Source organism: Bacillus cereus group sp. MG16 (assembly GCF_040459875.1).
Lineage (GTDB): Bacteria > Bacillota > Bacilli > Bacillales > Bacillaceae_G > Bacillus_A > Bacillus_A paranthracis.
Map to the genome: position 1 here is coordinate 302,217 of NZ_JARVHE010000001.1, position 15,205 is coordinate 317,421.

A 15,205-nucleotide genomic window follows, 5' to 3' on the forward strand; every position below is an offset into this window, starting at 1 on the left:
ATTGTTTGATATCATTTTAAGTCCTAATATTGGAGAAGTAATTAATTACGAATTTACGGAATTTCTGAGCAGTTTTCGATAAGTAACGTTTTTTTGACCAGCTTAACCCAATCGTTCGCTCACAATTTGGTTCAATAATACGTAACTTATTTAATGCTAAAGTAGAGTTTTTTAATAAAGTTAAACTTGGGACAAAGGCGATGCCGAGGCCTTGCTTAATCAGGTCGCTAATCACGGTTGGTTCATCTACTTCAAAAGCAATATGTGGAGTGAAGCCAGCTTCTTTACAAAATTCATCTGTTAAGTGCCGAAATCCGTAACCAGTGTTCATACTAATGAACGGTTCGTCTTTTACTTCATGCAAATATACACTTTCACGTTCTGATAAACGGTGCCCTGAAGGGACGACTAAGAAAATTTCTTCTGTAATAAGTGGTTCCCAAATAATCTCTTCGCCTTCAATTGGCACAGAAGAAATGCAAAAGTCAATTTCTATATTATCTAGTTGTCGTTTCATAGAAGGAGTAGATGCGAGAAATTGTTGGAATCGAACGTTAGGATGTTCTAGTAAAAAAGAACCAATTAGCTCGGGTAATATTCTTGGAATAGAAACAGCCAACGTAATAGAGCTTTGTTGTAAGTCAGCTAAATCTTTAATTTCTCGTTCGCCTTCACTTAATTCATGAAAAATGCGCTCTACTCGTTTTAAAAATACTTTCCCGAAAGAGTTTAATGTAATTTGTCGACCTTGGCGGTCAAATAACGGAACGCCTAAGTCCTTTTCTAATCTAGCAATTGTTTTGCTGAGCGAAGGCTGTGCGATATGCAATTCTTCAGCGGCTTTTGTCATATGCTCTAATCGTGCAACTGTTTGAAAGTATTTTAGTTGAAGAAGTTCCATTTTGATTCTCCTTTCTATAGACCAAAAGGAATGGATTGATAATTAAAGATGTATTATACAGTATGGAAATGGACGTGTATAGTAAATCTGTTAAACCATTCTAATGGTGTGAAATTCGGAGAAGGAGTATGTTTCATGAAAGGAATTCAACTTGTATTTAAAGATTGGAAAGCGATGTGGCACCATAAACATGGGCGTATCGCTTTAATTTTTTTGTTAATCGTTCCTTTAATTTATTCAGGGTTCTTTTTAGCTGGATATTGGGATCCATACGGAAAATTAGATAAATTACCTGTTGCGATTGTAAATTTAGATAAAGGTGCTGCAATGGATGAGAAAACAATTCATGCAGGAGACGATTTTGTAAAAAATTTAAAAGAGAATAAGGAACTGGCTTTTCATTTTGTATCAGAAAAAAATGCTGAGGAAGGGCTAAAAGAAGATAAGTACTATATGGTTGTTACGATTCCAGCCGATTTCTCTAAAAAGGTAAGTACACTTATGAATGAGAAACCAGAACCAGCACAATTGCAGTACAAAGTAAATCCGGGTAAAAACTTTGTAGCAGCGCAAATTGGAACGACAGCTGTTGAAAATATGAAAACAAAAATTTCAAATAGTATTACGAAATCTTATACAGAAGGTGTCTTTTCAAAGTTTCAAGACTTAGCACAAGGGTTGCGTGATGCAAGTGATGGTGCTGGAAAGTTACATGAAGGAACGACAGATGCAAAAAATGGGGCAAATCAGCTTGCAGATGGTATTCATCGTTTAAGTGACGGGACATCAAAAGTGAAAGAGGGAAGTGAAAAACTTGCTTCTAGCCAATCAGCTCTAACTGGCGGAGCCAATGAGCTCAGTCAAGGAGCAACCTCACTTCATACCGGTATGGAGTTACTAGCACAAGGTGAAAAAACTTTACAATCAGGGGTTAGTGAATTAAGTGCTGGTACAAATGAATGGGTGAACGGAAGTGAGAAACTTGCTGAAGGGCAAGTGAAAGCGGACAATGCAGCAAATAGTGTAAAACAGCAATTAGAAGAGTACGTGAAAAGTCATCCAGAAGTGCAGCAAGACCCTGCTTTTCAAAAAATCGTTGCTACTTCTAATGGATTAGCTAAAGCAACAAACAGCTTAAATAATAGCCAGCAACAATTGACTCAAGGTGCAAAGAAGCTTGCGGATGGTCAACATAAGATGGAAGAAGGTATGAATACATTCGGAGTTAAGTTAAATGAGGCTACTGTTGGAACGAAAAAGATAGCAGATGGTGCGGCGAATTTAGCTGATGGATTTACGAAATGGGGAACTGGATTTACATCATTACAAGAAGGTGTAAATCAACTTGCGAGCGGGGGAACAGAGCTGAATCATGGTGCTGATCAGTTAACGAACGGACTTGTTAAACTTGACGATGGTGCGAAAGAACTTTCTACGAAATTGGGAGAGGGCGCAGAGAAGATAGCGGATGTTCGCAATGATGATGCACGCAATACGATGTTCTCAGAGCCAGTTCAATTAGTGAAGTCAACAGTTTCTGACGTGCCTAATTACGGTTCAGGTATTGCACCATATTTCTTATCGCTTGCATTTTATGTTGGCGGAATTATGGCATCAAATATTTTACCGCTTGGCCGTAGACAAAATATGAAAGTAAGCGGAACGGTACATTTTATTAATAAATTAGGGTTAGTATATGTAATTGGACTTATTCAAGCACTACTTGTGGATGTGGTTGTGCTAGGAGTTATGAAATTAGAAGTTGCAAGTGTGCCACTCTTTGTTTTATCAAGTATCGTTATTTCTTTTACGTTCATGACGTTTATTCTTATGTTAGTAACGGTATTTGGTCTTGTTGGAAAGTTTTTAGCGGTAACGCTTCTCGTCTTGCAATTAGCGACGAGCGGTGGGACTTTCCCAGGAGAATTAAATATAGCTGTTCTTAGCAAGATTGGACAATTTCTCCCAATGTCCCATTCTCTTAGAGGATTGCAAGATGTGATTTCTTTAGGAGATTGGTCGCAATTACAAATGCAAATTTTAATATTGTTATGCTATCTCGTTGTTGCTGGTGGAATTGCTTGGATTACGAGCCATATACAACATAGGGAAACGAATGTAGAAAAAGTTTCTTAAAATAAAAAGAAGTTATCCGATTTTTTTTGGATGGCTTCTTTTTACTTTTCTTGTAGCAAAAAGCACATTGTTTTATTTTTTTATACATCAGTTCCTATATAAGAGAAGAGATGTATGGTGAGATTAATTAATTTGTTTTTCTATATATGTACGCTTTAAGTATTTTGAATATTCTAAAATTGGAGTATGCCAATTGTTAGAATATTATGGAAAAGTTTTTTTGAAATAAATATAATGAACGTACAATTTAAATATTGGCATTGTTTTACATGATAGGAAAGGTATCCAAATGTTTTTAATGTAGGAAAAGGAGACATACATAGTTTATATGTTGGGTTGTTTGGACTTTTTACTGGATGATCATTCAGTAAATTTTCTTATACATATAAGGATGAAGCGTTCCTTTGGAAATTACCGATACTCACTCTTAATGATGTAAATTCATTTTCCTTTTCGAAATGGAAAGTACAATGCAAATGCCGTAGTAATAAGTCAAGAAGTCTGGGGAGGAGTGGGATATCGTATATGAACATATGGAGGCGAAAAAAGAAGCTAAGAGGACAAAAATCCTTTTTAGTACTGTTGATGCTTTTATTAGTGTTCGCGGATATACCTATCAGTTTTATTGACAACATGACGATGCATGCGGAGACAGATTCTGTAACAGAACAATCGAAAGGTACAGAGGTAGGTTCTGTAAAAGAGCAGCCAAATCCAGAAGCTTTGAAAGATTTTGATCCAGGTCCACCTTATGAGCAGAATGTAGCAAAGGATATTCCTGTAGAGGTTGGAGAGGAACGGATTGGGACGTCTTCCTGGATAAAAGATATTGCACCAGCAAGTTTAGTAGATAACACGTGTGTTCAGCAAAATAGAGTTATCCTTAAAAATGGTGGATTTGAAAAGCCAAGGGTAACGAAAGACTTCTTTATTAATCAAGATAATGTAGAAGGCTGGAGAACGACAGATCGTTATAAAGTAATAGAAATTTGGAGAACGAGAGATAGAATACCGATGGCGTCACCACTTCCAGCAGAAGGAGAGCAATTTGCCGAACTAAATGCAAGGGAACCTGGCATGTTATATCAAGATGTGAAAACGACTCCAGGACAAACGATTTATTGGCGATTAGCTCATAGGGGAAGAGATGGGAAAGATACGATGCGAGTTCGTATCGGATCAGCAAGTGCGAATATTACTTCCTTACCTACTATTCAAACGATGGAAGATGATAATAAAGCATGGGGCCGCTATAGCGGTACTTATACAGTTCCAGCAGGTCAAACGTTAACTCGATTCGGTTTTGAGGCTGTAAAAACATACGGAAACGCTCTATCAGTAGGAAATTTCCTAGATGATATTTTCCTTGGAACAGAACCTTGTGTTACGGCAACGAAATCTGTAAGTCCAGAAGGAAAAGTGTATGCAGGAGATGAGTTGACGTATACGGTGAACGTTAAAAATCACGGCGGAGATGTTGCCGGTGAAGCAATGTTCACTGACATGATTCCAGATGGAACAGAATATGTGCCTGGTTCTATACAAGTAAAAGCCGATGGAACCGAAAAAGCTATAACAGATGCAGAAGATAATGATGCAGGCTTTTATAAAGATAAAAAAGTCACTGTTAAATTAGGCGACGTACAAAATACAGAAGAGGATCCAAATGGAATTACAGTTCAATTTAAAGTAAGGGCTTTACCAAGTTATATTGGAAAGCAAGTTACGAATAAGGCAAGAATAGATTATAGCAACTTGTTGAAAGGCTCAAAAGAATATACAAATTCCAATGAAGTTGTAAACGAGGTTATTGCAAGAAACCCTGAAATAGAGTCGGTTAAAGAAGTGAAAAATGTACAAGGTAAGAGTAGGTACGAGGTCGGAGATACAATTGAATACACAGTTAAAATGCGTAACAAAATTGAGAATAGCATTGCGAAAAAGGTTGTAATAGAAGATTCATTACCAAACGGGGTAGATTATGTACCAGGGACCATTAAGGTAGATGGAAAAGCGGTGACGGACGCTGTAGATCAAGATAGCGGCCACTTTACGATAGGTAAAGTGATTGGGAATTTAGGTGATATTACAGATACAGGATGGCATACGGTCACCTTCCAAGCGAAAGTAAAATCGGATCAGTTAGATAAGACGATTCGTAACATAGGAAAAATAACAGGTGAGAATATTGCACCGCAAGAACCAGAGAAATCTATTGTAATAGAACCGAAAGATCCAAAGTTAGAAACGGAAAAAGAAGCGAAGAACTTACAGCAAGGTAAGAGCATATATGAAGTCGGAGATACGATTGAATATACAGTGAAAATGCGTAATAACGTAGCGAGTAGCATGATAAAGAATGCTATTATTGAGGATCCATTACCAGAAGGTGTGGAATATGTGCCGGGGACGATTCGAATAGATGGGAAGGTTGTCACAGATGCTGAAGATGGAGATAGTGGCCATTATAAAGATGGAAAAATAACCGGAAAGTTTGGAGATATTCGAGATACAGAGTGGCATACAGTAGTGTTCCAAGTAAAAGTGAAAACGAATCAAGCAGGGAAAGAAATAGTAAATAAAGCGAAGGTAACGGGAGAGAACATTACACCGCAGGAACCTGAAAAACTAGTAAAAGTAGATTATAAGAATCCGAAAGTAGAATCAGTGAAAGAAGTAAAGAACTTACAACAAGGTAAGAAGTATGAAGTAAAAGATACGATTGAATATACGATTAAGGTTCGTAATACAGTCAAAGATAGCATCATAAAAAATTCTTTAGTAGAAGACGAATTGCCAGAAGGTGTGGAATATGTACCAGGATCAATTCGGGTGGATGGCAATATAGTAACGGATGCCGAAGATACTGACATTGGTCATTATAAGGCTGGAAAAGTAATAGGGAAACTCGGAGACATTCAAGATACAGAATGGCATACAATCGTATTTCAAGTGAAGATAAAAGATGGTTATGAAGATAAAAAAATACTGAACGTAGGTACGGTAAAAGGAGATAATATTTCTCCACAAAAACCATCAGTAGAAATAGCAGTGGAACCTCCTCCGTCAGGGAAGATTGAAATTGAAAAAGTAGATGCAAAGGATCATACGTTGAAACTGAAAAATGCAGAGTTTCAAATTATCGATAAAGATGGAAATGTAGTCGGAAAATTAGTAACCGATGAAAGTGGAAAAGCAATTTCTGAACCGCTCGTATTCGGTAAATATGAAATTAAAGAAATAAAAGCACCGACAGGTTACATGATCTTGAAGGAATCAATTCATGTAGAACTTACATCACCTTTGCAAAAGTTGAAAGTAGAGAACAACAAGAGTGAATGGGTCATTCCGAATACAGGAGGGTTTGGAACAAATCTCATTTACTTATTTAGCACATTACTCATTGTGTTAACGCTATTTCTCTATTTCCGAAAAGGGGACAGTAATTTATAAAATATAAAGGGGGCAATACGAGTATGAAAAAGGTATTTAGTATGGTTTTAGCATTTATATTAATACTTTCAACGCTGCCAAGTGCATTTGCAGCAAATGAGGTTCCGAAAACAGGATCTTTAACAATTCATAAGTATGCGCATGAAAAAGATGGACAACAAGGTGAAGCAGGAACTGGTGAACCTGGTCAGAAAGTTCCTGAAGGGGCAACACCGATAGAAGGAGTAGAGTATGAGGTTATACAAATTGCATCTTTTGAGGTAATTACAAAAGATGGAGAGATTGTAAAAGAAGGTGAAAAGGAAGTTAAAAATGCAATACCGATTAAAGATAAAACAGGTAAAGATGGTACTGTGAAATTTGGTAATCTTCCAATCGGTCGTTACTTAGTGAAAGAAGTTAGTGGTCCAGCAAACGTTAATTTAAATACGGACCCATATACAATTGAAATTCCAATGACTGATAAAGAAGGTAAAAAGTTAAACTATGATGTTCATATTTACCCGAAAAATGAAATCAAGCGTGGAGCAGTAGAATTAACGAAAGTAGACGATGCAGGAAAACCATTAAAAGATGTAGAGTTCACGCTATATCATAAAGGGACTGATAAAGTAGTAGTAGATAAAGCAGGAAAAGAATTAAAGGATCTAAAGACAGATAAGGATGGGAAAATCCGCGTTGACGGTTTATTGTATGGAGAATATTATTTCAAAGAGTCAAAAGCACTAGAAGGATATGTTTTAGATCCTAAAAAATATGAATTTAAAGTTGAAAAATCAGGTGCATTCCCTAAAGACGGTCAAGCAGGTTATGGGGAAATTATAAAACTAGATAAAATTATAAACTATAAAAAACCAACAATTGATAAGAAGATTAACGGTAATTTAAATGGTTTACCAATTAACGTAGATGAAGAATTCACATACGACATTAAAACGAAACTACCAGGTGATATTCATCTGTATAAGAAATACGTAATAACAGATAATGTAGATCCAAGATTAACAATTATCGGTACACCAGTTGTTACAATTGATGGTGAAAAAGTATCTTCTGATGTTGTAAAAGTAACACTAGGTGAAAAGACTGCTGCAGGTCAATTAGTGACGGTTACTGTAGAGAATTTTAAAGCTTTAGAAGGTAAAAAAGAACTACATTTGCAAATCAAGGCGAAAGTAAATGGAGATATTAACGGTGGAACAGTAATAGAAAATATAGCAAAAATCGATTATGAAACTGGTGATAAAGTAACACCACCAGACGATGAAACAACAACACCTCCTGTAAAGGTTATCGTAACTGATGGCAAAATTTCATTGAAAAAAATTGACGGTGCAACTAAAGATGCTTTAGAAAGTGCGAAATTTGAATTACGAAAAGATGGTAAAGTTGTAAAAGTAAAAGGTGTTGACGTTGTCGGCGTATCTGATAAAGATGGGATGATTAATTGGAACAACATTCCTTACGGTGAATACGAAATCGTTGAAATTGAAGCACCGAAGTATACGGATAAAGGTGAAGTGAAATCTTATCAAAAATTAAGAGAGCCAATTAAAGTTAAGATTGATAAGGATAACCAAACGGTGAAATTAACTGTAGAAAATAATAAGAGTGGCTGGATCCTTCCTGCAACAGGTGGAATTGGGACAATTCTCTTCACAGTAGTTGGCCTTGTATTAATGGGCGCAGCGTTTATGTTCTTAAGAAGAAAAGCTTAATAAGCGTACGAGTATAGGGAGAAAAGAGGGAGAAAGAACATCTTCCTCTTTTCGTTATTTACTGCCCGATAAATAGCGAGATAAATGGAACTACATATGCATAATAAAGGGGTATATTATGAAACGTAATATTATTTTTGGATGCATCTTTTTAGTAGGACTTAGTATTTTTTTATACCCGACGGTGAGTAATTGGTTAGCGACAAGAGCGCATTATTCTGAAGTAAGTACATATGACAAAAAGGTGAAAGAGCTGCAAAGGGAAGAAATTAAACGTAAAGAAAAAGAAGCGAAAGAGTACAATGAGAAACTACAACAGGAGAGACAGACCGTTACAGATCCATTTCGTTCCGATAAGAGTGGAAATTCCAGTTCTTACGTAGATATGTTGAATGTAGGAGAAGTAATGGGCTATGTAGAAATTCCTAAAATTAATGTGAAGCTTCCTATATATCATGGAACGTCTGAGGATGTTTTAAGTAGAGGGGTAGGTCATATAGAGAATTCCTCTTTGCCAGTTGGCGGAGAAGGAACGCATTCTATTTTGACTGGACATAGGGGGTTACCATCTGCTGTATTATTTACAGATTTGGATAAATTAAAAGAGGAGGATATTTTTTATATTCATTCTTTAGATAAAGTATTAGCATATAAAGTAGATCAAATTAAAGTAGTGCTACCAGAAGAAACGGATGATTTAACAGTAGCTGAAAATCAGGATTATGTGACACTAATTACATGTACACCATATGGTGTAAACACGCATAGGTTGCTCGTTCGAGGACACCGTGTTCCGTATGACGAAAAGGAAAAAGAAAAGATTAAGGAAGTTGTTGGAGTAGATAAACGAATGATAGGAGCAGGTGCTATCATTGTAGGTGCATTTCTAATTGCTTTATATAGAAGAAAGAAGCGTAAAACTATAGAGAAAATATAAAATGGTTCTCCTTTCAATGTATATGTATGAAAGGAGAACCATTTTTTGGAATATTATTTGCGTTCCATTACCGCAAAGTAATTGTTTTCATTATCAGCAAAGTTAAAAGCTCTGCCAGTAGGTAAATCTACAACTTGTCCAACAGTAACGTTTTTCTCAGAAAGATCTTTATATAGTTGATCTAAGTTGTTAGAGAAGAACATAAGTGAAGGAGTACCTAAGTTTAATTCAGGTTGCATCTTTGCAATTAACTCTTTATCGTGAAGGACGATGCTTGTTCCTGCTTCTTTTGACGGTGCAATTTCAATCCAGCGAAAACCTTGTCCGTTATTTTCTTCCGCAATAATTTGGAATCCTACTGTCTCAGTCCAAAATTGCATGGCTTCATCTTGATTATTTACATATAACATAATTTGTCCAATTTGATTAATCATAGGTGTATCCTACTTTCTTTTCTTGTATGGAATTCTATCCCGCATTAACGGGCAGTAAGACCCCTACCTCAACATTCAGCAAAAGAAAAGAAGTTAGGTGGAGAATCAACTGCCCGTAAATGCCCGATTGGTGAAGGCTAATAATCAGTGGGGGATGAAGAACCCCTTCACTGATTAAAGTTTCACTTTATTATATCAAAGATATGGTTTGAATACCTTTTCGTGATTTTTCCGAAGTGCAATCTTAGCCCATTTCATATTTGCCCTAGGAGAAGGTCCTGTAATCCATGTATGAAATGGTAGTGTACTGCATATGACCATTGTTGAAATCGAGATTATGGCTGTTATTGTAAATAATAATAAGCTATACAATATTGTGTTTTCTTGCAGTATGAATAAAGAAAGAAACTTTGTACATAGTTGCAAGAAGAAAAAGTGAGCTAAATAAGCACCATACGTGTAATTCCCGATAAATCGTAAAGCTTTATATAAGAAACCGCGTCGTTGTACGATTGTAATAGATAGCACGTAAAGTATGATAATTTCGCATACGATATATAAAAACATAGATGGCTTTAAATAAGTCGAAACGGTTAAATGAATAGAGTTTGCTCCGTAAAAACTAAATAACTCATAATTGATGAATAAAAATAAGATAAAAAATAAGATTGTAATAAGCGGAATATGTTTTATGACAAATGTACGCCACGCTTTTAGTGCGACAGCAGCGATTCCTCCCATGACGAAATAGAATGAGTAGAAGAAGAAGGAACGGTCTGTATAATGTAAAATGGTTGAGCTAGTCAATTTCTCTCCATTAAAAATGTAGTGCGAAGAATACCACATTAAGAGGAAATATAGGCAAGCAAAGACGGTCATATATTTATATATGTCTTTTTTATTTTCTGTTCGTTTTTGAAACCAATAAAATAGTGTGCACAGCAAAGGGAACAGTAGGTGAATTTGAAACATCATAATCACATACCAAAGATGGGGTGCGGCTGTTCCGAGTAATAAACTTTTTATTCCGCCTTGTAATGTGATCATATCGTTTGTTGTTAATAAGTAAAGAATAGACCAGAAGAGATAAGGAATGAGTAAATGTGCGGCTTTTTCAGAAATATATTCTTTGTATACTAATTGCTTTGTATAGTGACGAATTAAGTGGAAGCCGACGATAAATATGAATGCAGGTGCTGAAAATTTTGCAAGGTTAAATAGCATGCCCATAATGAGGGATTGCTCAAGTAAGACATTTCCTTGATTCATTGTATATAATAAGGAACTTTGCAAAACGACAGCAAGGAATGCAATGCTTTGCAAAACTTTAAATTCTGGTGCGCTTTGTGTCATCATGTCCAACTCCTTTTCCATACATGATTATAGTACGGAGAATGGATAATGGATGTGGAATATCTGTGAAGATTTTAACAAATTTGTGGCGGAATGGATTATATCGACGATTTTTCGGATATATCGTTCATAACTTCAAATATATCAACGATTTTTTCAATATATCGACGTTTCGACAAGGGATATCGACTTATCAACAAATAACGACAAAAAGAGGATGCTCAAAACGAGCATCCTCTTTCTATCTATTAAGCAAATTTGTTTTTGATCCAGTTCTTACCTTCTACAAGGCGAGCTGTCATTACGGCACAAGCGTTATCTGCTGTTACGTTTAACATCGTTGCAGGAGGATCAATGATTGTACTGATTGCTGCGATAATTGGCAATGCTTCTGGCGGGAAGCCATATAAAGAAACGATTAACATTTCACCAATCATACCGCCGCCTGGAATAGCGCCCATTACTGTTCCTACTAATAGAGAAACAACAAGTGCGATTGCTAATGTTTTCGGTCCTTCGAATTCCATGTTGAAAATACCGAATAAGAAAGCAATTTTTAATACGCCGCCTAAAACAGAGCCGTCTTTATGAAGTGTAGATCCAAGAAGGACAACTGTTTCACGAACGTCAGAAGAGATACCCATTTTCTTCGTTGCTTCTAAGTTCGCTGGAATACTTGCGGCACTACTACAAGTTGCAAGAGATGTAACTGTAGGAGAGACCATGTTCTTCCAAAATACTTGTACACCTTGCTTGCGACCTGCAAGGTATGCATAGAACGTAAAGAATACAAAGAAGTAAATAAGAGACGCTGGATAGTATACCATTGCTGCTCGGAAGTAAGTTCCAAGAAGCTGTGGTCCGAATTCACCAACTAATGCTGCGAAGTAAGCAGCAAGTCCGATTGGAGCGTAGTACATAATGAAAGATACGACTTTCATTGAAATTTCTGCACCAGCTTGTAAGAATGTAGCGAATGGTTTTCCTTTTTCACCAACTGCTGAAGTTGCAATCCCCATTAAAATAGAGAAGAAAATAAGAGCTAACATATTTTCACGAGATAGTAACTTCGAGAAGTCAGATACTGTTAGAATACCGACGATTTGATCTGCAACACTAACTGCTTTTTCAGCTTTGTCAGGTTGGGTTAGTTCTAATACAACACCTTGTGCTGGCGGGAATACTTTCACGACAATAATCATAAAAATAGCAGCTAAAATACTTGTAAATAAGAAAGTCCCAGCCATACTAGACATAATTTTACCGAAACGTTTTAATCCATCCATATTAGCAATGGATGACGCGATGCTAAAGAACACTAACGGTACAACAATCGTAAACATTAAGTTTAAGAAAATGTCACCAAGCGGCTTTAAAGCAACTGCATCGGCACCCATGAAATAACCAATGAAACCACCAATTAGGATAGAAGATAATAAAATAAGTGGAAAGCGATATGCCTTCATAAATATATCCTCCTATCAATTAAAAAAATCATACTGAATTATTATAGCGAGTTAAAGCCCTCTTTACTAGGAGAATACGGATAGATGGAATAGCGTGAAAACCGAGAAATTTTTGTTTTTAAGCTCGGCATACAGCAGGAAATCTAGACATATATATTTGTAACCTAGTTGTGGTAAGGGATGTGCCATCATTTAGGTTGAGAAGAAGGGGGAGGGAAGCGAGATGAATATTTTGCTTTGCTGTGCAGCGGGAATGTCTTCCAGTTTGATTGTTACTAAAATGGAGAAAGCAGCAGAGGCAAGAGGAATAGAGGTAAAGATTTGGGCTGTATCAGGTTCTGAAGTAAATAGCCATATTGATAAAGCCGATGTACTTTTACTTGGGCCACAAGTACGTTATTTATTACCGAAAATGAAGGAATTATGTAAGGAGAAAGGGGTACCTGTTGATGTCATTCAATCCGTTCATTACGGACTTTGTAATGGGGAAGCTATCTTGCAAGCAGCTTTGTCAATGAAACCATGAGGAGAGTGGGATAGATGATACGGTTTTTAGAGAAATATGTAATGCCGGTAGCAGGGAAGGTTGCAGAACAAAGGCACTTGCAAGCAATTCGAGATGGAATTATTTTAACGATGCCTTTTTTAATCATTGGATCATTTTTCCTTATTATTAGTGCATTACCAATACCAGGTTATAATGATTTTATGGCAGGTTTGTTTGGGGAGAATTGGCAGAGGGCTTTAGGGTATCCAGTTAGCGCGACTTTTAATATAATGGCTTTAATAGCTGTTTTTGGAATCGCTTACAGGCTTGGGGAATATTATAAAGTGGATGCTTTAGCATCCGGAGCATTGTCCCTTGTGACGTTTTTACTTGCGACGCCATTTCAAGTTGCATATATTATACCAAGTACAAAAGAGAGTGTACTTGTAGAAGGTGCTATCCCAGCTGCATTAATGGGAAGCCAAGGGTTGTTTGTAGCAATGATTATTGCACTTATATCTACTGAACTTTATCGGTTTATTGTACAAAAAAAGATAATTATAAAGATGCCAGAGACAGTTCCACCAGCTGTGACGCGCTCATTTGCGGCACTTGTTCCAGGATTTATTGTTGTAACGGTTATTTGGATTTTACGCTTAATTATAGAAAATACTTCTTTTGGCAGTATCCATAATATTGTAGGGCAAATTTTGCAGGAACCACTTAGTGTACTTGGTGCTAGTCTTTGGGGCGCAATAATAGCTGTTATTCTCGTTCATGTTCTTTGGTCATGTGGAATTCATGGTGCTACTATTGTTGGTGGTGTAATGAGCCCTGTTTGGTTGTCGTTAATGGATCAGAACCGGATTGCTTTCCAAGCGGGGCAAGATGTACCAAATACGATTACCGCACAGTTTTTTGATTTATGGATTTATATGGGTGGTTCTGGTGCAACACTTGCTTTAGTTGTCGGAATGTTATTGTTTGCACGAAGTCAGCAATTAAAAAGTTTAGGAAGATTGTCAATTGCACCTGGTATATTTAATATTAATGAGATGGTAACTTTTGGTATGCCGATTGTCATGAACCCAATTTTATTAATTCCATTTATATTAGTTCCGGTTGTGTTAACAATTGTTTCTTACTTTGCAATGGAATGGGGATTAGTTGCTCGTCCGAGCGGTGCTGCTGTTCCTTGGACGACACCAATTCTATTTAGTGGATATTTAGGATCGGGCGGGAAAATTTCAGGTGTTGTTTTACAACTTGTTAACTTTGCGCTTGCATTCTTCATTTATTTACCGTTCTTAAAAATATGGGATAAACAAAAAGTGGCGGAAGAAAAGGGGGAGTAAAGAACTAAAATGGATACGATAGAGACGAAAGCTTTTCATTTGATTTTGCATGGGGGAAATGCGAGAAGTTGTTCAATGGAAGCAATTGATTGTGCAAAGCGTGGAGAATTTACAGAAGCAGAAGCGAAATTACAAGAAGCGTTAGAAGAATTAAAAGAGGCGCACCGTGTACAAACGGACCTCATCCAGAAAGAAGCTGGTGGTGAAAAGACCGAAGTCACCCTTCTGATGGTGCATGCGCAAGATCATTTAATGAATGCAATTACGGTGAAGGAATTAGCGAGTGAATTTGTAGAATTATATAGGAAGATGTCAGTGACTGAATGAACCTTGCGTATGCAAGGTTTTTTTATCCCGCATTAACGGGCAGTAAAACTCTCACTTCAAAATGTGGCTGGAGCAAGGAGGTTAGGAGGGAGCTTAACTGTCCGTAAAGGTCTGATTGGTTCAACTAATAATTAGTGGGAGATGAACACCCCCACTAATTAAAGTTTCACTTTATGTATGTGTCTGGACCATCAGTGGAATATGTGTTCCACTGATGGTATTTACAATCCTCCTTTTTACAAATGAGTAAGAGTGATATTTAATCGACAGTAACAATTTCTCCTATACCACGAATCAGTTTTTTCATATGCATCTCATTTGGTTTTAATATACTTACGATATAATCAATCGCTATTTGCGGTTCAACGGTTGTACCGCACGTATAACAGTCGATAGCTGCAAAGTTTTTTTCGGGATAAGTGTGAATAGAGAGGTGGCTTTCTGATAGTAAAACTAAAACAGTAACACCATGCGGATCAAATTCTTTTGTACTTACGTTTAAAACGTGGGCACCAGATTGATCAGCAGCGTGAACTAAATGATGTTCTAAAAAGTAAATATCATCTAATAGGGAAAAATCCACTCCCCATAAATCTACTATTATATGCTTACCGAAAGTAGAATATTCCATAAGGTAA

Annotated in this window: 12 protein-coding genes; 7 read left to right on the forward strand and 5 right to left on the reverse strand. The window is 36.7% G+C overall.

Features of this window, described 5'->3' with window-relative positions:
* Positions 1-16: 16 nt before the first annotated feature.
* Positions 17-901, reverse strand: a complete 885-nt coding sequence (locus QCI73_RS01450) for a LysR family transcriptional regulator (RefSeq protein ID WP_353822396.1) — start codon at positions 899-901, stop codon at positions 17-19.
* A 135-nt stretch (positions 902-1,036) separates the two neighbouring features.
* Between QCI73_RS01450 and QCI73_RS01455 the strand changes: the two genes are divergently transcribed.
* From QCI73_RS01455 to QCI73_RS01470, 4 genes are all read left to right on the forward strand, one after another.
* Positions 1,037-3,037, forward strand: a complete 2,001-nt coding sequence (locus tag QCI73_RS01455; RefSeq protein WP_353822397.1) for a YhgE/Pip domain-containing protein — start codon at positions 1,037-1,039, stop codon at positions 3,035-3,037.
* A 525-nt stretch (positions 3,038-3,562) separates the two neighbouring features.
* Positions 3,563-6,490: an isopeptide-forming domain-containing fimbrial protein gene (locus QCI73_RS01460; RefSeq protein WP_353822398.1), complete on the forward strand. Its 2,928-nt coding sequence runs from the start codon at positions 3,563-3,565 to the stop codon at positions 6,488-6,490.
* Positions 6,491-6,513: 23 nt separating this feature from the next.
* A complete protein-coding gene (locus tag QCI73_RS01465) occupies positions 6,514-8,208 on the forward strand; it encodes a SpaA isopeptide-forming pilin-related protein (RefSeq protein WP_353822400.1) in 1,695 nt (564 codons plus the stop codon).
* Positions 8,209-8,326: 118 nt separating this feature from the next.
* Entirely contained in the window at positions 8,327-9,145 is an 819-nt protein-coding gene (locus tag QCI73_RS01470; protein WP_000827780.1) for a class C sortase, read from the forward strand.
* A 53-nt stretch (positions 9,146-9,198) separates the two neighbouring features.
* Here QCI73_RS01470 and QCI73_RS01475 read toward each other — a convergent pair whose 3' ends face one another.
* The 3 genes from QCI73_RS01475 to QCI73_RS01485 form a co-directional block, all read right to left on the reverse strand.
* A complete protein-coding gene (locus tag QCI73_RS01475) occupies positions 9,199-9,579 on the reverse strand; it encodes a VOC family protein (RefSeq protein ID WP_000609839.1) in 381 nt (126 codons plus the stop codon).
* 195 nt (positions 9,580-9,774) lie between these two features.
* On the reverse strand, positions 9,775-10,932 hold the full coding sequence (locus tag QCI73_RS01480) for an acyltransferase (RefSeq protein ID WP_070807186.1): 1,158 nt from the start codon (positions 10,930-10,932) through the stop codon (positions 9,775-9,777).
* A 248-nt stretch (positions 10,933-11,180) separates the two neighbouring features.
* Positions 11,181-12,398, reverse strand: a complete 1,218-nt coding sequence (locus QCI73_RS01485) for a dicarboxylate/amino acid:cation symporter (protein ID WP_000649370.1) — start codon at positions 12,396-12,398, stop codon at positions 11,181-11,183.
* A 223-nt stretch (positions 12,399-12,621) separates the two neighbouring features.
* Between QCI73_RS01485 and QCI73_RS01490 the strand changes: the two genes are divergently transcribed.
* Genes QCI73_RS01490 through QCI73_RS01500 form a run of 3 tightly spaced genes read left to right on the forward strand, consistent with a single transcriptional unit; the run spans position 12,622 to position 14,567 of the window.
* On the forward strand, positions 12,622-12,924 hold the full coding sequence (locus tag QCI73_RS01490; protein WP_001023546.1) for a PTS sugar transporter subunit IIB: 303 nt from the start codon (positions 12,622-12,624) through the stop codon (positions 12,922-12,924).
* A 14-nt stretch (positions 12,925-12,938) separates the two neighbouring features.
* Entirely contained in the window at positions 12,939-14,240 is a 1,302-nt protein-coding gene (gene celB, locus QCI73_RS01495) for a PTS cellobiose transporter subunit IIC (RefSeq protein WP_257811457.1), read from the forward strand.
* 9 nt (positions 14,241-14,249) lie between these two features.
* The gene (locus QCI73_RS01500; protein ID WP_000379638.1) at positions 14,250-14,567 is read left to right on the forward strand and encodes a PTS sugar transporter subunit IIA; all 318 of its coding nucleotides are present in this window, start codon (positions 14,250-14,252) and stop codon (positions 14,565-14,567) included.
* A 259-nt stretch (positions 14,568-14,826) separates the two neighbouring features.
* Here QCI73_RS01500 and speD read toward each other — a convergent pair whose 3' ends face one another.
* Positions 14,827-15,198 (reverse strand): adenosylmethionine decarboxylase, encoded by a 372-nt coding sequence (gene speD, locus QCI73_RS01505; RefSeq protein WP_353822401.1) that lies wholly within the window; start codon positions 15,196-15,198, stop codon positions 14,827-14,829.
* Between the last annotated feature and the right edge of the window lie 7 nt (positions 15,199-15,205).

Coding starts and splice junctions, on each gene's coding strand:
- QCI73_RS01460 (WP_353822398.1), top strand. CDS start 3,563: ATGAACATATGGAGGCGAAAAAAGAAGCTAAGAGGACAAAAATCCTTT.
- speD (WP_353822401.1), bottom strand. CDS start 15,198: ATGGAATATTCTACTTTCGGTAAGCATATAATAGTAGATTTATGGGGA.
- QCI73_RS01465 (WP_353822400.1), top strand. CDS start 6,514: ATGAAAAAGGTATTTAGTATGGTTTTAGCATTTATATTAATACTTTCA.
- QCI73_RS01455 (WP_353822397.1), top strand. CDS start 1,037: ATGAAAGGAATTCAACTTGTATTTAAAGATTGGAAAGCGATGTGGCAC.
- QCI73_RS01475 (WP_000609839.1), bottom strand. CDS start 9,579: ATGATTAATCAAATTGGACAAATTATGTTATATGTAAATAATCAAGAT.
- QCI73_RS01500 (WP_000379638.1), top strand. CDS start 14,250: ATGGATACGATAGAGACGAAAGCTTTTCATTTGATTTTGCATGGGGGA.
- celB (WP_257811457.1), top strand. CDS start 12,939: ATGATACGGTTTTTAGAGAAATATGTAATGCCGGTAGCAGGGAAGGTT.
- QCI73_RS01485 (WP_000649370.1), bottom strand. CDS start 12,398: ATGAAGGCATATCGCTTTCCACTTATTTTATTATCTTCTATCCTAATT.
- QCI73_RS01470 (WP_000827780.1), top strand. CDS start 8,327: ATGAAACGTAATATTATTTTTGGATGCATCTTTTTAGTAGGACTTAGT.
- QCI73_RS01480 (WP_070807186.1), bottom strand. CDS start 10,932: ATGACACAAAGCGCACCAGAATTTAAAGTTTTGCAAAGCATTGCATTC.
- QCI73_RS01490 (WP_001023546.1), top strand. CDS start 12,622: ATGAATATTTTGCTTTGCTGTGCAGCGGGAATGTCTTCCAGTTTGATT.
- QCI73_RS01450 (WP_353822396.1), bottom strand. CDS start 901: ATGGAACTTCTTCAACTAAAATACTTTCAAACAGTTGCACGATTAGAG.